The organism is Variovorax sp. GrIS 2.14 (assembly GCF_046115955.1).
GTDB lineage: Bacteria > Pseudomonadota > Gammaproteobacteria > Burkholderiales > Burkholderiaceae_C > Variovorax.
On sequence record NZ_JBJXIA010000014.1, the window covers coordinates 86495 to 105847 of the forward strand.

Genomic DNA, 19353 nt, shown 5'->3' on the forward strand with positions numbered 1-19353 from the left:
GCACTGGAATCCGCATGACAGACGCTGCCCTCGACATCGCGCTGTTCGATGTCGCGCTGTTCGGGGAAGCGATGCTGTTGCTGGTCGCCGACCGGCCCGGTCCCCTCGAGAACGCCGAGTCTTTTTACAAGCGTACCGCCGGCGCCGAAACCAACGTGGCCATTGGTTTGGCGCGCCTCGGACTCAAGGTCGGCTGGGCCAGCCGGCTCGGCACCGATTCGATGGGGCGCTACCTGATTGCCGCCATGAAGGGCGAGGGCATCGATTGTTCGCATGTGATTTGCGACGCAGCACAGCGCACCGGCTTTCAGTTCAAAGGTCGTGTGACCGACGGCAGCGATCCGCCGGTCGAGTACCACCGCAAGGGTTCGGCTGCGGGCCAGATGGGGCCGGCCGATGTCGACGAGGCATGGCTGCGATCGGCGCGACATCTGCACGCCACCGGCGTCTTCGCCGCCATCTCCGACACGAGCCTGCAAGCTGCGCTGAAAACGATGGACGTCATGCGCGCGGCAGGCCGCACCATCTCTTTCGACCCTAACCTGCGGCCGACGCTCTGGACTTCGACCGAGGCCATGCGGTATTGGATCAACGAGCTTGCGTCGCGTGCCGACTGGGTCTTGCCAGGCTTGGAAGAAGGCTCGCTGCTGACCGGCGAAACGGAGCCCGAGGCCATCGCTAAGTTCTATCGCCGGCTCGGCGCGAAGCTGGTCGTGGTCAAGCTCGGTGCTGAGGGCGCTTACTACGACAGTGACGTGGTCGGCACGGGCCGCATCGAAGGTTTTCCCGTGGCGGAAGTGATCGACACCGTAGGCGCCGGCGACGGCTTTGCCGCTGGTGTCGTCAGCGCGCTGCTCGAAGGCAAGAGCGTGCCGGAGGCCGTCCGTCGCGGCGCCTGGATCGGCGCGCGCGCGGTGCAGGTGCTGGGCGATACCGAAGGCCTGCCGACGCGGGCACAACTCAATGAGGCAGGACTGTGACAGTGACTATGACGCGCAAGAACGTATTGGTGTTTCGCGATCTGCCCGATGATCAACTGGCTCGTCTGCGAGCGGCGCATGAAGTGACGGTGGCCGATCCGCGCACGCTGCCCGACGTGTTCAACGCCGCGCTGCCGACGACGCACGGACTCATCGGCGCCAGCCATCCGGTCGACGCGGCGCTGCTCGATGCAGCACCGCGACTCGAGGTGATTTCCAGCATTTCGGTCGGCGTCGACAACTACCCGCTGGCCGAGCTGAATGCGCGCGGCATCGTGCTGTGCCACACACCCGGCGTGCTCACGGAAACCGTGGCGGACACGGTGTTCGTGTTGTTGATGGCCACGCAACGGCGTGTGGTCGAGCTGGCGAATCTGGTGCGCGATGGGCAATGGAAGAGCAGCGTGGGCGAAGACCTGTTCGGCTACGACGTGCACGGCAAGACGCTCGGCATTCTAGGCTTCGGGCGCATCGGTCAAGCGGTGGCGCGTCGTGCGGCGCTCGGCTTCGGCATGCCGGTTCTGTATCACTCGCGCCGCGCGGTCGACCTTGCTACGCAAGCACCGGAACTTCAAGGCCGCGCCACCCACGCGCCGCTCGATGCGCTGCTCGCGCAGTCGGACATCGTGCTGGCGATGCTGCCTTTGTCTGATGCAACGCGCGGGATGATCGATGCGAAGTTCTTCGCACGCATGAAGCCGGGTGCGGCTTTCATCAATGTGGGCCGCGGCGCAACGGTCGATGAGGCCGCGTTGCTGGCCGCACTCGATCAAGGCAGCCTTCGTGCAGCCGGGCTCGATGTGTTCGCGAAAGAACCACTGCCGCTCGATTCACCGCTGCGCACGCATCCGCGCGTCACGCCATTGCCGCACATCGGCTCGGCCACGCACGAGACGCGACACGCGATGGCTGCGCTGGCCACTACCAACTTGCTGCAGGCGTTGGCGGGGGAGCAGCCGACTGCCGCGTACGACACGGCAGCAGGTTGAACGCAAAGGCTTCCTTGCAGCGCCCCGGCAAATCCACCATCGCCGATGTGGCAGCGGCGGCGGGCGTCTCGAAAGCGACGGTCTCGCGCTTTCTGAATCACCGCGAACGATTGCTGAGCCCCGACATCGCGACGCGCGTCGAAACCGCCATCGCCGCGCTCGGTTATTCGCCGAGCCCGATGGCGCAAGCGCTGAGCCGCGGTCGTTCGCGCCTCATCGGCCTGATCGTCGCGGACATCACCAACCCCTATTCGGTGGCGGTGTTGCGCGGCGCAGAGAAGGCCTGTCAGGACGCTGGCTACCTCGTGATGCTGTTCAACCTGGGCAACGACGTCGATCGGGAGCGCGAGGCGATCGATGCACTGGCCGGGTACCAGGTCGATGGCTTCATCCTCAATACGTTGGGCCGCGGCGCGGGTCTGGTCGATGCCGATGCGCTGCATGGCAAACCGGCGGTGCTGGTCGACCGTCGGCACGCGGGCATGCACACCGACTTCGTCTCGCTCGACAACCGTTCTGCGATGCGAGCTGCCTGCAGGCATCTGGTCGATGGCGGCTATCGCGAATTGCTTTACATCACCGAACCGTCGAAGGGCGTGAGTTCACGGCGCGAGCGCACAGCGGCTTTCGGCGCCTGCATGACCGCGCATCAGCCGAAGGTAGCGGGAGAAGTCTTCGAGAGCGTAGGAGATGGAGGTGCAGCGCTCGACGAAGCACTGCGTGCACTGCGCAAGCGCGCCATGCGGGGTCAGCGAACAACTTCTGGCAAAGGTGCCGCAGTCATTGCCGGCAACGCAGTCGTCACGCTGCGCGTGGCGCAGGCGATGGCGCGGCTCGATCTGCAGTTCGGACGCGACATCGGCTTCGTGGGATTCGACGACCCGGACTGGGCCTCGTTGATCGGGCCGGGACTCAGCACCATCTCGCAGCCGACCGACGAGATCGGCCGCACTGCAGCGAATTGTTTGATCGAGCGGTTGAAGGGGCTTGATTCGGCACCGCGGCAGTTGTTGCTGCCGGGGGAGCTGGTGGTGCGAGGATCTTCGCTGCGCGTGGGCGACTGATCGCATAATCGTCCCGGATCGCATCCACATCCGCAGCATATAGCGGGGAGTGCGTCGAATGGTTTTCGGGGAGTTTTATGCAAGCACCGTCACACGCGCTGACCATCGTCAGCGCGGCTATTCCCGTTGTCGCGGGCACGTCGGCCCTCGAGCCGGTCCGCCTGTCGGGCCTGGAAGGCATCAATAATCTTTTCGCCTATGAGCTGTTGCTGAAGACGCCCGATGCGCTCAACTTCGGCTCTATCGGCGCAGCGGACTTCAACCTCGACAACTTCATCGGGCGCGAGATCAGTTGCATCATCGAACTGGATGGCGCGGGGGTGCTCGTGGCGGGTTCAATCGGCGCCAGTACCGACCATATCGGCGCGGGCTCCCGGCAGATCAACGCGCTCATCACCGATGCGGCACTCTGGGGGGAAGAAGGGCGGCACGTTCAGTACAAGCTCACCCTTCGGCCTTGGTTGCACCTGGCAACCTTGTCTACCGACTGCAAAATATTTCAAAACAAGACCGTTGTCGAGATCCTGGACGAACTGCTCTCCGACTATGGTTTTCCGGTCGACAAGCGCCTCTTCGAAACCTATCCCGCCCGAGACTTTCAGACGCAGTGGAACGAAAGCGACTTCGCCTTCTTCGAGCGCCTGTGCCAGGAATGGGGCATCAGCTACCACTTTGCCCACGCTGATGGCAAGCACCGGCCCGTGCTCAGCGATGCGATGGGCAGCTACCAGCCCAACGACAGCGCGGCGTACCGCGCCCTGGATTACCACGCGCCCGGATGGAAAGTCGACTCCGAGTACATCAGCAGCTTCGTGCCCGCGAGCCATCTGACCAGTGGCCAGTACAGCACCACCGACTACGACTACGCCCGGCCCAAGGCAAACCTGTCTGCGAGCCGGAAGGATCCGAGGCCGACCGGCCAGGCGAACGGCGAGGTCTTTCAATGGCATGCCGCCGCGCCAGGCAGTGCGGGCAGTCAATATGCACAGCCGGGCGCCGGCGCTGCGCAATCGAACGACGCCTTGGGAGAAGGCCGCCTTCTGGCGCTGCTGCGCATGCAGGCACTGCGCACGCATGGAGATCGCGCTGAAGCCAGCGGCAATCTTCGCGGCATGGTGCCGGGCTGCACCTTCAGGCTGCAGAACCATCCCCGGCAGGCGGCCAATGTCGAGTACCTGATCCTTCAGACGCGCTTCGTCATCGAAGACGTCGCGCAGGACAGCCAGAGCAAAGACGCCATCCGCGATCGGCAGCAACGCTGGCAGGTGCAGGTGGACTTCACGGCGCATCCGGTCACCCAGACCTTGCGTCCGGCGGCAACGAGAGCCAAGCCGCTGACCGGTGGGCCTCAGCCCGCGCTCGTCGTCGGCCCTGAAGGCGAGAACCTCTGGACCGACAGTCTCGGCCGCATCAAGGTCCATTTTCCCTGGGACCGGATCGGACAGAAGAACCAGCACGCCACTTGCTGGCTTCGCGTGAGCAGTCCGTGGGCCGGCAACCAATTGGGTGGCGTGCACTTGCCGCGAATCGGGCAAGAGGTGGTCGTCGACTTCTACGGCGGCGACCCGGACCTTCCGATCTGCACGGGGCGGGTTCACAACCAGATGAACCTGCCGCCGTGGGCATTGCCGGACCAAAGCGCGCTATCGGGTTTTCGCAGCAGGGAACTGACCAAAGACGGCGGCAACAGCGCGGCAGGACGCAGCAACCACCTGGTGATGGACGATACCGCCACGAAGATTCAAATTCAGCTCAAGTCGGATCACCAACACAGTTCGCTGAGCATGGGGCACATCACGCGGGTGGAAGACAACGCGGGGCGGAAGGACGCCAGAGGCGAAGGGTTCGAGCTGCGTACCGATGGATGGGGTGCGGTGCGTTCCGAGAAAGGCCTGCTGCTTTCCACTGACGGTCGCACTCAGGCCGTCGGCGGCATGCTGAGCCGCGACGAACTGGTGCGCTGCCTGGAGCAGGCCCTCTTCATCGCCAAGGATCTCGACAAGGTCGCCGCACGATGCGAGGGCGGAAAGCGCGACACCGACCCGCAAGAAAAATTGAGCCAGGCCATCGACGCGCTCGGCCACGGCGCCAGCAACGAAGGCGATGCCAAGGGCAAGGCCGGAGGCGGTCAACCCGTGATGGGCCTGAGCGGCGCGGCAGGGTTGGCGCTGGGCACGCCACAAGACCTGACGCAATACGCCGGCGTCAACATCGACACCGTCGCCGGCAACAACCAGCAGCACTACGCCGACAAGTCCATCTTGCACGCCGCCGGCAAGGACATCGAGCAATTCGCCCACAAGGGCGACATCCGAAACATTGCCAGCGAAGGCAAGGTCATCGTGCAGGCGCAACACAACAGCGCCGAAATCACCTCGCAAAAGCGCCTGCACCTCAGCTCCACCGAAGAGGACGTGGTGGTCAATGCCAAGAAGAGCATCACCCTGGCACTGGAGGACGGCACCTACATGCGCATGGAAGCGGGCAATGTGACCTTTGGCATGACCAGCGTGTTCACCGTGCATTCAGCCGATGCGGTGTTTGTCGGGCCTGCCACATTGCCTGTGAGCTTCCCCAAGTTCTTCAAGGCGGAGCGGGAGAACCAAGTGGAGCAGTTGCTGCTGCACCGTCAAGACGGGCAAAGCAGCACCACACCGAAGCGCAAGTTCCACGCGGCCAAAGGGTCGGGCGAGATATTGAAAGACGAGAGCGGGGGAGACGCGACGGCAAAGCTGAAGAAAGACGTGACTTTGAATGTGAAGCGCTGAGGCGTATTGCTCTCATGAACAAATCAAATAGGCAGACGAAGATTCATTCGACACTCAAGAAACTGCTGATCACGTTCGCCATTGCATTGCTCGGCGCCTGCGTCGGCACAGGCCCGTACCCTGGCGTACCGATCCTCGGCGCCAAGTTGCCACCGCCCTACAAAGGTCCCGTCGCCGCTTCGCAGGTGGCGTACCGGATCGATGAGAACCGGTTCTTCGAAGTGGTGCCAACCGAGGACGCGGCTTGCTATCAAGCAGATATTTTCTACACCGACAAGGTCTTGGGGATTCATACCGAAGTGATGGGGCTCAATCAGCTTGGCGGTGTTGCCCTCGTCATCGATGCTGCGAATACCGACTACCTCGTCGGCCCCCCCGTTAAGGGCGGCGGCAGTTGCTACAACTGCGGTGGGTCGTGGTTGCCTTACTCGACGGATGCGGGCAGGACGTGGAAGCTCGGCGATGGTGGGCCAACTTCCCCGAGCAGTCCACTCACATTGTCCGGATCGAATGCCTATGCGGCTTCTTCAATTGGAGGCCAGAAGGTTGCATCGTCGGTAGATATCACAAAAGACAAGTTTGGCATCAGGGACTGGAAGTACGAGCCGGATGGTTTTCTTCCGCATCCCCGCAAAGCGCCGCTGGATACCAAATTTCGCTGTATTCCGAACGGGAAGGAATGACCATGAATGATCTCGTCAATGCCGACCTTTCGCCAGTAAAGCTTGTCACCGGTAAAGCAACATGGCTGGAATGCCCGTCGAACTCTTCCGTCCGTCGAGTGTTCAGATCTTTATTGCTCGCATGCGGCATCGGTCTGCTCGCGGGCTGCGTAGGCACAGGCCCGTACCCTGGTGTGCCCATCCTAGGCGCCAAGTTGCCACCGCCCTACAAAGGCCCCGTCGCCGCGTCGCAGGTGGCGTACCGGATCGATGAGAACCGGTTCTTTGAAGTGGTGCCTCGCGAAGGCGCGGCATGCTATCGGGCTGGGATTTTCTATACCGACACTACGCTGGGCATTCACACCCTGGTCATGGGGCTCAATCAACTCGGCGGTGTTGACCTCGTTATCGATGCCGCGAACACCGACTACCTCGTGGGTCCAACCATCGAAGGCGGCGGCAGTTGCTACAACTGCGGTGGGTCGTGGTTACCTTACTCGACGGATGCGGGCAGGACTTGGAAGCTTGGCGGTGGTGGACCATCTGTCTCGAATAGTCCGCTCACGTTGTCCGGATCGAATGCCTATGCGGTTTCTTCGATAGGCGGCCATAAGGTCGCGTCAATGGTTGACATCACGAAAGAGAAGTTCGGCATAAAGGACTGGAAGGATCAGCCGCGGGGATTTCTTCCGAGTCCTCGAAAAGCGCCTTTAGACACCAAATTTCGCTGTATCCCGAACGGGAAGGAATGACCATGGATGATCTTGTCAACGCTGATCTCCTGTCCGTGAAGCTCCAGACCGGCAAAGCAACATGGCTGGAATGCCGTGCCAGCGGCCAAGTTAAGCAACGCGAAGAGCCTACGCACGGTTTTGCCATCCCTGATTTGATGCCTGCAACCATCATATTTGTTCACGGTGTGAACAGTGAAGGAGAGTGGTACAGCGATGCAGCTCAGCAATTTGCGAATGGCCTTAACAAGCGCCTCGGGCGAGAAGATTTGGAGCCGCTGCGCTCTGACCCAAACAGGATGCATCGACTTAAAAATACGGCAGATGGGGAACGCATTCGGTCCCCCATCATCCCCTTCTACTGGGGCTACAGCGTCCCGGAAAAGCAGCGTCGCAGACTCGTCGGCGATCCCAAGAAATTCGATACCAGAGACACGCGCCACAGCGAAGTCTGGCGCGACACCTACGGCAATCCTCTCCGCAAAGACGGCACCTGGGGCGGCGGCCCTTTCCAGAACGGCTCCGGCAGTCTGACTTCGTGCTGGTTGCCTGAGGGCTTTCGCGTCAAGGTGCTGGCTCACACCCTGAAGATCGATGTCAACAAGCTCAACCCGGTGCTGGGCCGCCAACTGGTCGATTGCCCGGACCGCATGTACTACGTGCATGCCGCACGCCGGCTGGCTTTCCTGGTCAAGGAAATTCGGGAGGGCCACCCGCGCGAACCGATCAACATCGTCAGCCACAGCCAGGGCACGATGATCGCGCTGCTGTCGCTGTTCTACATGAAGGAGTTGGGGATTCGCGGCCCCGACACGGTGATGCTCAACAGCACGCCGTACCGCTTCGACACCCTCCTCACGGACTGGCTGTCGGCGGCCGGTGGCTTCAGCGATATGCAGACGGACGAAGCGCGGGTCAAGACCTTTCAGGCCGCGGCCGAGTATTTGAAAGCGTCACGCAATGGCTTCGACGGCGTCGCGCGCTTGCCCGATGTGGACTGCAGTCACGGACATGCGCCGAAGCACCCTTACGACGACAAGCTGTGGGCGCAGGTGCCCGATACCGAGACCGAATGGGAGGCCGACATCGGCAATGTCGAGATCGAACGCACCGGCAAGAAGTGGTGGCAGATCAAGGACCGCTACCGCGACGACAGCCGGGGCACGCTGTATGTCAACTTCAACCCGCAGGACCGGGTGATCGGTGTCTCGGCCGTGGCCGGGATCGGCTGGCGAGGCATTTCGCCGTCGTTGCTTGACAAGGGCAAGCTGACTTTGGGGGACAACGTCAAGCAGCGTTTGTTTGCGCGTGGCAACGACCCCGTGGATGCGCCCAAGTTCAACCGCGCCGTGGGTTCCGACAGCAGCTACAAGCAAGATTACTTTTACGAACAGATCAAGTACGAGCCGGTGCAACTCGATTCGGGCGGTGTGCTGGTGAGCAGCGATGGCTCGGCGGTGCAGACAGAAGAGAGCGGCTGGCACTACCTGGATGGCAGCGCGCCCGACAAGGCCTGGAAAATCGCTTCCGAGAAAATACTGGGCCTGATGCCGGTGCATGGTTCGGTGGGACTTCAGTACGGCAGCTTCTATGGTGATGGCGGCAAGAGCGAATATGTCTATATCAACGCCCCGGTCGTGCCAAGTCCAGCAGTGCTATCGAACGACTTTGATGGTGATCTGCAACCTTACGATGGGCAGGCTATGAGCGCCAGCGCTGGCAATGAAGCGATTCCAGAGGACCCCGAGCAGCAGGAAGACTTCGAAGACGACGTGACATACCAGACGCCACGATTCCTCAAGGACAAAGGTCGCTACGAGACCTGGGGCGAGGTGTATGAACGCCGCGACGAGGCGGTGGGAAAAACGATGGTCTCGCCCACCAACCATTCGCGCTTTCTGCGCTACCGCGACAAGAAGACAGGCGTCAGCACAGTCGCCCAGGTCCTGAGCTACGACCTGTGCCTGGGCCGCGGCTACGCCTGGAACGATCCGGAGTTTTGGGACTACCTGATCAAGCTCGCCGACTGGAAGGTGAGCGATCCGTATTACAAGTCTGGCGAGTTGGCACACGAGCGCCAGAACTGCACGAAGCCGCCTCCGGGCATCGCCACTGAAACCATTCACATGCAACCGCCGGCACCGTCCCCACGCGATCCGGCGATGCGGTAGCCGCGGCATGGCACAACGCAATCGCTACATGCCGCCATTGGCGGCCGACGTGGTCTTCAGGGCGCTGAAAGTCGCGGGCGTCGGGCTGGCCGTGGAGCAGACGCCGGCCTATGCGCTCTGGACGCAGGTGGAAGCCGCGGGCGGCGCTCGGCTGGCATTTCCGCCGCCGGTCGGCTCGCTCGACGCCTGCCGGCGCAGAGCGGATCTGTTCCGTGCCTTGGCGCTCGGCGATGCATTGACGCACTGGTCGGTCGATGGCTTGCGGCAAGAAAGCTTCGTGGAAAGCTACGCCATTCCTTTTCAGGCGGCGATCCCCACGCATCAGCATCGACCGTTTGTCGAATGGTCGGCTCCGTACATGCAACGGGTGCAGAACGCTCTGCACAACGAAGCAAGCCTGCCGTTTCACGAGATCAGCGATCGGCATGCGGTGCTGGGCGCCAAGACCCTCAGTGATACCAGCTGGTTGAGCGTGTTCAAGCGCTTCGACATCACCCCCGATCTCAACAGCCTGCTGCTGCTTGCCGAAGACGGCTATGCCATTCGCGCTGAAACGGGCGGCTGGGAGAACGCGCGCAAGGAGCCACTGGCCAGCATCCTGTCGCGAGACAAAGTCCGTGGCGACCTGAGCGAAACGTTCGCCAGCCTGCTGCTGCTGCGTCCGGTGGCCGCCGAGTGGCTGCGCGAGTGGTCGCTTCATGTGAGCGATCGAAGCGACATCACCACGCATGCGGATGGCCGGCGCAGCCGTGGCCCGCACGGCCCCGGCAAATTTCAGGCTCGGAGCTTCGACCCATCCGCCGGTCCCGCAGGCGCGTATTTCGGCGCAGACCGGCGGTTCGAGGCCACCGCGCACGTGCCTGCGGCCTGGAGCCATGTTCAGATGGCGCAATACGACAACATGCCCGCCTTGGCATGGTTGTGCCGCCCTCAGGTGGTCGACTGTCTGGACGACAACAAGTCGTTGCTTTCCACGGCCGAGCGCAGCGCCCGATGGCAAGCAGCCCTGCAAGCCGCAGTGAAGGAGTCGCTCGACGGCAAGCCGCCGGCGCGCATCTTCTACGACACGGGGAGCGATGACGCAGCGAGCGAGCGAGGTGCCTTGTTTCGACAAGCCGTTGCGAGCGTGTTGCCAGGGTTCAAACTGCACGAGCCCAAAGTCGGCTACGACCTCACGGCGCGCCTTGGTGACACCGGCGCGGCGAGTGCCTTTGCCGGCGTCGGGTTGGCCAGCCTGGCGGCCTGGGAGGCGGGTGGCGCGGCGCTGCTCGTCAACCTGCGACGTGACGACGGCGCGACCATCCTGCCGGTGCTCTCTGCCAATAGCGATCACCGCAAAAAATTCAAGAAGCGGCCGTATGAAGTAAAGACGGGGGCCTAGCGAATGAGCGCGAAAAAGCTGATTGAAGATCACGACAAGTGGCGCAAGGGCGCCGGGGGCGCACCGGCAGGCGTGGCAGGTGAGAGCGACGGCAGCAGCTATACGGGGCTCGACCTCAACCGCATCACCTTGACGTCAAGCAACTTCAATGGAGGCGGCTTTTCGACGACCACTTTCAAGCAGGCCGAATGGACGTCGTGCCGCTTCGACGGCACCTATTTCACCAAATGCGACCTCACCGACGCCACTATGACCGGCTGCAGCTTCAGCGGCTGCACGTTCAGCGATTGCAGCCTGGAGAACATGACCATGACCGGATGCAACTTCACGGGCTGTACCTTCGACGACGTGCGGTTCCAGGCGTCGCAATGGTCGGACTGCAAGCTCCAGGGCGGAACTTTGAAGAACCTGAAACTCGACCAGTGCAGATGGTCGAAGGTGGCGTTTCTCGATTGCACTGGCAGCCAGGTCGAGGGCAGCGGCATTCAGGGCACGCAGGTCGATTTCACCGGCTCCCACTTTCAGGGATTGCATTTGCAGAATGCAAATATCAATCGGAGCTGTAGCGTTGCGTGAGGCGGCGACATGGCGGCCGCCGTTGCGCCTCCGTTGTACTTAGCCGATCTCAGCGATCAGCTCGATCTCCACACAAGCACCCATCGGGATCTGCGCCACGCCGAACGCGCTGCGCGCATGCGCGCCTTTGACGGCGCCAAAGACTTCCGCGAAGAGCTCGCTGGCGCCGTTGGTGACCAGATGCTGTTCAGTAAAGGTGGGCGCGGAATTGACCAGGCTCATGACCTTGACGATGCGCGTGATCTTGTTCAGGTCGCCGACTGCCGCATGCAGGGTGCCGAGCAGGTCGATGGCGATGGCGCGGGCCGCCTTCCTGCCTTCGTCGGTGCCGATGTTGACGCCCAGCTGGCCGACCCACGGCTTGCCGTCTTGCTTGGCGATGTGGCCCGACAGAAAGATCAGGTTGCCGGTTTGCACGAACGGCACATAGGCCGCAGCGGGCACGGAGACGGCGGGCAGGGAGATGCCGAGTTGGGTCAGTTTGTCGTAAACGCTCATGGGGATTCCGAAAGAAGGGCAGCGTCAGCGCTGCGATTGGGATTGGGATTGAGATTGAGATTGGGATTGGGATGAAGACGCAGAACCGGTGGCAGCGAGTGCAGCAGCCGCTTTCGCTTCGCGCTCCCGCAACTCTTCGGCAGGCTGCACCGTCACGCCGACATGCAGCGTATGCCTGGCGCCGCCGTGCAGCACGCCGCGCATCGGAGACACGTCGGAATAGTCGCGGCCCAGCGCCAGCGTCACATAGTCTTCGCCAGGCTGGCGACCGTTGGTGGGATCGAAGTCGGCCCAGTCGCCAGCGCTTCCCGCACCATCGCCGCGGCCCGGCAGGTACACCGATACCCAGGCATGCGAAGCGTCGGCACCGATGAGGCGGGCCTTGCCGGGCGGTGGTTGCGTGAGCAGGTAGCCGCTCACATAGCGCGCCGGCAGACCCATCGTGCGAAAGCACGCGATCATGATGTGCGCGAAGTCCTGGCAGACGCCCTTGCGCTGCGCCAGTGCCTCGACCGCGGGCGTGTTGATCTCGGTGCTTTCAGGCTCGTAGTCGAAGTCGCGGTACATGCGCTGCGTCAAGTCCATCGCGACGTCGAAGGTCGGCCGGCCGGGCACGAAGCTGGGCCGTGCATAAGCCGCGAAGTTGTCGTGACGTGGCACGTAAGGCGACGGAAAGACAAAGTCCGAAGCGGCATCGAAGGTCGTGCCCTTGCGGTAGATGAATCGCTCGCGGACCGCTTCCCAAGCCAGGTCGCGTGCCACGGCCGGCGAGAGCACGGGGGTCTTCGTATCGACCACGCTTTCAGCGATGACGACCAACTCGTCGTGCGTCGAATCGAGCGCAAAAAATGCGCGTGCGTTGCCGTACAAATCAGGCAACTCGCTGCGTTGCGCCGGCTCGGGCGTGATGCGCAGCGTGTGGCTCACGAGCCGCTGCGACGCGGTGGCGAGCGGCTTCAAGTGCGCAAGGTGCTGCGCCGTCTCGACGGGCGGCGTGTAGTCGTAGCGGGTTTCGTGGGTGACGTGCAGCAGCATGTTTGGCTCCGTTGCGTTCCGGCTAGGCTCCGACGGAGCGAAGCGATTCGGACGTCAGGGTGAAGTAGCGAATGCCGATCGCGTCCGACACATGGTAAGCCGCCAGCTCGCACGCGCCGAACAGGTCCACGAGGGCGGGGTACTGGGCCTCGGCGCCGGCTTCGCACATGCGTTCCAGCGTCCAGCTGGCGGGGTCGGGCAGCTCGTAGGAGAGGGCACTCAGCTTGCCCGGTGCGCTGCCGGCCAACTTTGCAATGCGGCCCCGCAGCGTCTGTGTGACCCATGCCAGCGAGCGCGGATTGTCCCCGTCGAGCACCAGCAGGTCGACCATCGTTGCAACGTCGCGGCGCTGCTGGTAGCGCGCATGAAAGGTGATGGTGCTGTCGAACAGGGCGATCATCGCTTCGAAACCACTGATCTCGTGAACGGCGCCGTTCGCAAAGCCGGATGCGAGTGCGCTCGACAGGAATCCCAGCCGCTCGATGTGGCGACCGATCGACAGCAGGCGCCAGGCATCGTCGCGCGTCATGCGGTCGGTTTGCGCGCCGGTCATGGCTGCGAGCGCTGCGCTGGCGGCTTCGAGTGATCGCATGGCCGCGCCGGTGGCGTAGCTGCCTTCGCCGACTTCACCCGCCTGCTCGACGCTGCGGCGCAGGAATTCGTCTTCAGCGCGAACGATCTGGTTCCAGTGATCTTGCGACAGACGTTCTCGCACTGCGGCGGCCGATTCACGGATGCAGCGGAGACTGAAGCCGACGCTGCCGCCCTTGTCGACATTGCCCAACTCGGCGATGAGCGCGCGCTCGAACACACGGCGCGATTTGGGAGCGCTCGGAACGTCGCGTGGCACCAGTGCATTGCGCAGCGCCAGGCGATGCAGCCAGGCGAGGAGCGGGCGCGATGACTGGTCTTCGCCACGCAGCAGATCGAGGGTGAGGCGCGACAAACGCACGGCGTTTTCGGCGCGTTCGGTGTAGCGGCCCAGCCAGAACATGTGTTCGGCGGCACGGCTCGTGACCGGGGCCCGATGGCGCGCCAACGACGCGGGAGTGGCGTGCGGTTGCAGCAGGGTGGTGCGGTCGACCTCGCCATGCGTTTGAACCCAGACGTCGGCACTGCTGCCGCCACGCTGCATCGATGCAATTTGCGCGTTGGAGCCGGTGAGCCTCGCCAGGCCGCCTGGCAGTACGCGCCAGGACTGGGCGCCATCGCTCACTGCGAAGACGCGCAGCAGCATGGCGCGCGGCGCGATGTCGCCGGGGCTGAGGTCGGCCGTCCAGGTCGGCATCTGCGACAGCGGCAGGTAGCTTTGAACGGTGTGTGCTTCGCCCTGTCGCACGATGCGGCCGGCCCATTCGTCGAGCTCGCGGCGACCCAACTGGCTGCCGAGCACTGCCTCGAAGGTGGTGTGCGCGTTGGAGCCGGGGTAGGTGGGCTTGATGGCGCAATCGCCAAGCTGCGGCAGCACGGCTTCCATGGCCGCGCGCTCGCCGCACCACCAGGTCGGCAAGGCGGGGAGCTGCAGCTTTTCGCCGATGAGCCGACGGGCCAGTGCGGGCAAGAACCCAAGGAGCGCCGGCGATTCGAGGAACGCCGAGCCCGGCATGTTGGCGACGAGAAGGTTGCCGGCGCGAATAGCCTGTAGCAAGCCCGGTACGCCGAGCGTCGAGTCGGGGCGCAGTTCGAGCGGGTCCAGATATTGGTCGTCGAGCCGCTTGATGAGGCCGTGCACCGGCCGCAAGCCTTGCAAGGTCTTGAGATAGAGCCGCTGGTCGCGCACGGTGAGGTCGCTGCCTTCGACCAACGTTACGCCGAGGTAGCGCGCGAGGTACGCGTGCTCGAAGTAGGTTTCGTTGTACGGGCCGGGCGTCAGCAGGGCGATGTGCGGCGGCGCGCCCGCGGGGCACATGGCCTGCAGGCCCTCCATCATTGCGCTGTAGGTCGAAGCCAGTCGCTGTACATCGAGCGCTTCGAAAGCCTGCGGAAACTGGCGCGAGATTGCAAGACGATTTTCGAGCAGGTAGCCGAGGCCCGAAGGCGCCTGCGTGCGCTGCGACACGACCCACCAGTTGCCATCGGGGCCGCGAGCGAGATCGAACGCCGTGATGTGCAGCCATGTATCGCCGGGCGGTTTGACGCCGTGCATCGGCCGCAGGTAGCCCGGATGACCGCGCACCAGCGCCGCCGGCAACAAGCCTTCTGCCAGCAATTGCTGCGGACCGTAGACGTCTGCCATGACGCGATCAAGCACGCGCACGCGTTGCAGCACGCCGGCCTCGATCTGCGCCCAGCTTTCGGGCGAGACGATGAGCGGAAACAGGTCGAGCGACCAAGGCCGCTGCGGACCGTCGGCGTCTGCATAGACGTTGTAAGTGACGCCGTTGTCGCGAATCTGCCGTTCGAGACTGACGGCGCGGCGCGGCAGGTCGCTGAAGCTGCCTGAACCCAGGTTCTCGAAGAACTTGCCCCAGGCCGGTGTCAGCGGCGGCTTGTCTTGCGGTCCTGCGGCTTCTTCAGGCGCCGGCACTGGAGGCGCCGGCTGAGCCGACGCCGTGTTGTACAGCGGTGCGCCGGGCGGCGGGTTGACGGTTCGCGCCGGCGTCGGCCGCGTGGCCTCGCCTCGCAACTCATCGTAATGACCGGGCGCGGCCGCAGGCGCAAGCGATGAGGCGAGCGCGGCGGGCGATTCGAGCGCTTGCGCGCCGAAGAGAGATTCGTTCAGAGGTTCCACAGCCTGTGGATTGTCACATCGCGCTCACTTTGATGGAGTGACCACTAAACGAAATAACCGGCTGAAGTGTGGCTAGACACAATCAACGACGCAGATCGAGCGTGAACGGGAACTCGCGGCTGCCCGCCAGTTCGATGGTCGCTGGCGGCGTATTGAGCACGCCGGGGGTGTGGCCCATGCGCGTAAAGCGCGAGTGGCGCCGGCTCTCGGCCTCGTAGGCATTCACCGGAAATGTCTCGTAGTTGCGACCACCCGGATGCGCCACGAAGTATTGGCATCCGCCCAGCGAACCCTTCATCCAGGTGTCGACCAGGTCGAAGGTCAGCGGTGCATGCGCGCCGATGCTCGGATGCAGCGCCGACGGCGGATTCCAGGCCTTGTAGCGCACGCCGGCCACGAACTCGCCGGTGGTGCCGGTGGGCTGCAGCGGCAGCACCTTGCCATTGACGGTGATGACGTGGCGGCTCTCGTTCAGGCCGGTCACGCGAACTTCGATTCGCTCCAGCGACGAGTCGACATAGCGAACGGTGCCGCCCGAGGAGCCTTCTTCGCCCATGACATGCCACGGTTCGAGCGCGTTGCGAAGCGACAGCTCCACACCCATGGCCTGAATCTGGCCGACCAGCGGAAAGCGGAACTCGAGGTGCGGCGCGAACCAGTTCGGATCGAACGGAAAGCCGGCTTGGCGCATCTCGCTGATGACGTCGTCGAAGTCCATCTTGACGAAGGTCGGCAGCAGAAAGCGGTCGTGCAGCTCGGTGCCCCAGCGCGTCATCGGCGCCTTATACGGCTCGTCCCAGAAGCGGGCGACGAAGGCGCGAATCAGCAACTGTTGCGCAATGCTCATGCGTGCGTGCGGCGGCATTTCAAAGGCACGCAATTCCAGCAGGCCGAGGCGGCCGGTGCTGGAATCGGGCGAGTACAGCTTGTCGATGCAGAACTCGCTGCGGTGCGTGTTGCCCGACACGTCCACCAGGATGTTGCGCAGCGTGCGGTCGACCAACCAGGCCGGCATGTTCTCGCCGTAGATCTCGCGGTTTCGAGCGATCTCTTTCAGCGCGATTTCAAGCTCGTACACCTGATCGTTGCGGGCTTCGTCCACACGCGGCGCCTGGCTTGTCGGGCCGATGAACATGCCCGAGAACAAGTAGCTGAGCGACGGATGGTTGTGCCAATACAGCAGCAGGCTGGCGAGCAGCTCCGGTCGGCGCAGGAACGGGCTGTCCGCCGGCGTGGCGCCGCCCATCACGAAGTGATTGCCGCCGCCAGTGCCGGTATGGCGGCCGTCGGTCATGAACTTCTCGGCCGACAGGCGTGTCTCGAACGCGGCGTTGTAGAGGAACTCGGTGTGCTCGACCAGTTCCTTCCAGTTGCTGGCGGGATGGATGTTGACTTCGATGACGCCCGGGTCGGGGGTGACGGCCAGCATCTTCAGGCGCGGATCGCGTGGCGGCGGATAGCCTTCCATGACGACCTGCACGCCGAGTTGGGCCGACGTCGCTTCGATGGCGGCAACCAGGTCAAGGTAATCCTCGAGGCGTGCCAGTGGCGGCATGAAGACGTACAGCACGCCCGATGCAGTACCGACCTTTTCAGCGGCCGGGCCATTGGCGCGGCGCGGGTCGCGCACTTCAACGCAGAGCGCGGTGCGCGTGACCCAATGAGCCGACTCGCCGCGGCGTGGCTGACGCGTGGCGCTGGATGCAACGAAGGCGGCAGCAGCACTGGCTGCAGCGGCGTCGACTTCCGCCGCAGGGCCTTCACCGGCAGCAGCGGCGGTCGTGGCCTCTGCGCCGGTGGCCGATGCCTCAGCGCTCGCATCGTCTGCTACGGCAGCAGCAGCAGCAGCATGGCCACCAGCGCCTTGAAAGCGCAGCTCCGGCGCGGTAACCGGTGGCGCGCCGAAGACATAGGGCACGGCACCCAGGTCACCTGTCGGGGGCTCAGAGCTGGTCGCGTAGCGTTCGCGGTAGTCGGCTGAAGTCGGCAGCGCGGCGCGCGGTGCTGTCGGATCGCGTTCGATCAGGTATGGGTAGTCGCCCTTGCTGGCCCAGGGCTGCGAATCGAGCGGCAAGCGGTAACCCATCGGCGAGTCACCAGGGATGAGATACAGCCGGTCGTCACGCAGGAACCACGGGCCGGTTTTCCAGCCCGGTCCCTCCAGCGGCGGCGCATCCTTGTCGGCGCTGCCGGGCTCGATCGGCAGCATGTAGCCGATGACCGCATCGAGCTTTTGGGTGAACACGCGGCGCAGGCGCACGCGCTCCAGTTCGTCGTCGAGCTTCGACTCGAACGGGTCGACGTTGACAGGCAGCCGACGCTCGCGCCAGAGGTAGTAGTAAACGTCTTCGTAGCCCGGCTGCATGTAGCGCTCGGTCAAGCCCAGCTTGTGCGCCAGTACGGTGGTGAAGCGGCGCGCGTCTTCGCTGGTGTAGTGCGTCGGCACGCGTTCGTCGGCGAAGAGTTCGGGGTTGTGCCACAGCGTCTCGCCGTCGCCACGCCAGAAAATCGACAGTGCCCATCGCGGCAATTGCTCGCCGGGATACCACTTGCCCTGGCCGAAATGCAGAAAGCCGCCTTTGCCGTATTCGGCACGCAGCTTTTGGACCAACTCGGTCGCGTAGCCGCGCTTCGTCGGGCCGAGGGCGTCGATGTTCCATTCCGCCGCATCGCGGTCGCTGGTCGCCACATAGGTCGGCTCGCCGCCCATCGTCAGGCGCACGTCGCCGGCTTGCAGTCGCTTGTCGACTGCATCGCCGAGGGCCAGCACTTCGGCCCATTGCTCTTCGGTGTAGGGCTTGGTCACGCGCGGCGATTCGTAGATGCGCGAGACCTTCATCTCATGGCCGAATTCGACCTCTGCATCGTCGACCACGCCTTCGATCGGCGCGGCACTCGACGGCGTCGGCGTGCAGGCGAGCGGGATGTGGCCTTCGCCGGCGAGCAGGCCGGAGGTGGCGTCGAGGCCGACCCAGCCTGCCCCCGGCAGGAACACTTCGCACCAGGCGTGCAGATCGGTGAAGTCGACCGTCGTACCGCTCGGGCCGTCGAGTGCTTTCACGTCCGGCGTGAGCTGGATGAGGTAGCCCGAAACGAAGCGCGCCGCCAGGCCGATGTGACGCAGCAACTGAACCAGCAGCCAGCTCGAATCGCGACAAGAACCACTGCCGTTGGTCAGCGTTTCTTCCGGCGTTTGCACACCGGGCTCCATGCGAATCAGGTAGTTGACGTCCTTCTGCACCTGCTGGTTGATGCCGACCAGAAAGTCGATGGTGCGCTGCTCTTTGCGATCGACTTTTTCAAGATAGGCCTCGACCAGCGGTGTCCCCGGGTCTGCGATCAGGTAAGGCGCAAGTTCGACAGCCTGCGACTCGGTGTACTTGAAGGGGAAGTTCTCGGCCTGCGGCTCGAGGAAAAAGTCGAACGGGTTGTAGACCGCCATTTCGACCACCAGGTCGACCGTGACCTTGAATTCGGTTGTCTTCTCCGGGAACACCAGCCGCGCCTGGTAGTTGGCGAACGGGTCTTGCATCCAGTTGACGAAATGCTCTGCAGGCTCGACCTGCAACGAATACGAAATGATGTTGCTGCGGCAATGTGGTGCCGGGCGGAGCCGAACGACCTGCGGCCCCAATTGCACCGGACGGTCGTACTTGTAATGCGTGACGTGGTGAAGTGCGGCGTGAATAGACATGTTTTTTGGGCGCCGGAAGCGTCGAAAAGTGCAGGCTGAGAGGCGGTTGAGCGAAGGCCTCGTTCGAGACGCA

Annotated in this window: 13 protein-coding genes; 9 read left to right on the forward strand and 4 right to left on the reverse strand. The window is 63.6% G+C overall.

Going from position 1 to position 19353, the window contains the following annotated elements:
* Positions 1-14: 14 nt before the first annotated feature.
* The 9 genes from RCH10_RS20525 (at position 15) to RCH10_RS20565 (ending at position 11322) form a co-directional block, all read left to right on the forward strand.
* Positions 15-980, forward strand: a complete 966-nt coding sequence (locus RCH10_RS20525; protein ID WP_409053814.1) for a sugar kinase — start codon at positions 15-17, stop codon at positions 978-980.
* 8 nt (positions 981-988) lie between these two features.
* Complete coding sequence (locus RCH10_RS20530) at positions 989-1969, forward strand: 2-hydroxyacid dehydrogenase (protein WP_409053849.1); 981 nt, start codon at positions 989-991, stop codon at positions 1967-1969.
* A gap of 14 nt (positions 1970-1983) precedes the next feature.
* A complete protein-coding gene (locus tag RCH10_RS20535; protein ID WP_409053815.1) occupies positions 1984-3033 on the forward strand; it encodes a LacI family DNA-binding transcriptional regulator in 1050 nt (349 codons plus the stop codon).
* Positions 3034-3110: 77 nt separating this feature from the next.
* Positions 3111-5801 carry a type VI secretion system Vgr family protein gene (locus RCH10_RS20540; RefSeq protein WP_409053816.1) on the forward strand — a complete coding sequence of 897 codons (2691 nt, stop codon included), beginning with the start codon at positions 3111-3113 and terminating at the stop codon, positions 5799-5801.
* 14 nt (positions 5802-5815) lie between these two features.
* A complete protein-coding gene (locus tag RCH10_RS20545; RefSeq protein WP_409053817.1) occupies positions 5816-6484 on the forward strand; it encodes a hypothetical protein in 669 nt (222 codons plus the stop codon).
* A gap of 2 nt (positions 6485-6486) precedes the next feature.
* On the forward strand, positions 6487-7215 hold the full coding sequence (locus RCH10_RS20550) for a hypothetical protein (protein ID WP_409053818.1): 729 nt from the start codon (positions 6487-6489) through the stop codon (positions 7213-7215).
* Positions 7216-7493: 278 nt separating this feature from the next.
* Positions 7494-9365 (forward strand): DUF3274 domain-containing protein, encoded by a 1872-nt coding sequence (locus tag RCH10_RS20555; protein WP_409053819.1) that lies wholly within the window; start codon positions 7494-7496, stop codon positions 9363-9365.
* A 7-nt stretch (positions 9366-9372) separates the two neighbouring features.
* The gene (locus RCH10_RS20560; protein WP_409053820.1) at positions 9373-10746 is read left to right on the forward strand and encodes a hypothetical protein; all 1374 of its coding nucleotides are present in this window, start codon (positions 9373-9375) and stop codon (positions 10744-10746) included.
* Between the two features lie 3 nt (positions 10747-10749).
* Complete coding sequence (locus RCH10_RS20565) at positions 10750-11322, forward strand: pentapeptide repeat-containing protein (RefSeq protein WP_409053821.1); 573 nt, start codon at positions 10750-10752, stop codon at positions 11320-11322.
* A 39-nt stretch (positions 11323-11361) separates the two neighbouring features.
* Here the strand turns inward: RCH10_RS20565 and RCH10_RS20570 are convergent, their stop codons facing one another.
* From RCH10_RS20570 to RCH10_RS20585, 4 genes are all read right to left on the reverse strand, one after another.
* On the reverse strand, positions 11362-11820 hold the full coding sequence (locus RCH10_RS20570; protein ID WP_409053822.1) for a RidA family protein: 459 nt from the start codon (positions 11818-11820) through the stop codon (positions 11362-11364).
* A gap of 24 nt (positions 11821-11844) precedes the next feature.
* Positions 11845-12855, reverse strand: coding sequence for a transglutaminase N-terminal domain-containing protein (locus RCH10_RS20575; protein ID WP_409053823.1), 1011 nt, complete (start codon positions 12853-12855; stop codon positions 11845-11847).
* Between the two features lie 22 nt (positions 12856-12877).
* On the reverse strand, positions 12878-15586 hold the full coding sequence (locus tag RCH10_RS20580) for a circularly permuted type 2 ATP-grasp protein (protein WP_409053824.1): 2709 nt from the start codon (positions 15584-15586) through the stop codon (positions 12878-12880).
* A gap of 82 nt (positions 15587-15668) precedes the next feature.
* Complete coding sequence (locus RCH10_RS20585) at positions 15669-19280, reverse strand: DUF2126 domain-containing protein (protein ID WP_409053825.1); 3612 nt, start codon at positions 19278-19280, stop codon at positions 15669-15671.
* Positions 19281-19353 lie beyond the last annotated feature (73 nt).

Coding starts and splice junctions, on each gene's coding strand:
- RCH10_RS20525 (WP_409053814.1), top strand. CDS start 15: ATGACAGACGCTGCCCTCGACATCGCGCTGTTCGATGTCGCGCTGTTC.
- RCH10_RS20530 (WP_409053849.1), top strand. CDS start 989: ATGACGCGCAAGAACGTATTGGTGTTTCGCGATCTGCCCGATGATCAA.
- RCH10_RS20540 (WP_409053816.1), top strand. CDS start 3,111: ATGCAAGCACCGTCACACGCGCTGACCATCGTCAGCGCGGCTATTCCC.
- RCH10_RS20545 (WP_409053817.1), top strand. CDS start 5,816: ATGAACAAATCAAATAGGCAGACGAAGATTCATTCGACACTCAAGAAA.
- RCH10_RS20550 (WP_409053818.1), top strand. CDS start 6,487: ATGAATGATCTCGTCAATGCCGACCTTTCGCCAGTAAAGCTTGTCACC.
- RCH10_RS20555 (WP_409053819.1), top strand. CDS start 7,494: ATGCATCGACTTAAAAATACGGCAGATGGGGAACGCATTCGGTCCCCC.
- RCH10_RS20560 (WP_409053820.1), top strand. CDS start 9,373: ATGGCACAACGCAATCGCTACATGCCGCCATTGGCGGCCGACGTGGTC.
- RCH10_RS20565 (WP_409053821.1), top strand. CDS start 10,750: ATGAGCGCGAAAAAGCTGATTGAAGATCACGACAAGTGGCGCAAGGGC.
- RCH10_RS20570 (WP_409053822.1), bottom strand. CDS start 11,820: ATGAGCGTTTACGACAAACTGACCCAACTCGGCATCTCCCTGCCCGCC.
- RCH10_RS20575 (WP_409053823.1), bottom strand. CDS start 12,855: ATGCTGCTGCACGTCACCCACGAAACCCGCTACGACTACACGCCGCCC.
- RCH10_RS20585 (WP_409053825.1), bottom strand. CDS start 19,280: ATGTCTATTCACGCCGCACTTCACCACGTCACGCATTACAAGTACGAC.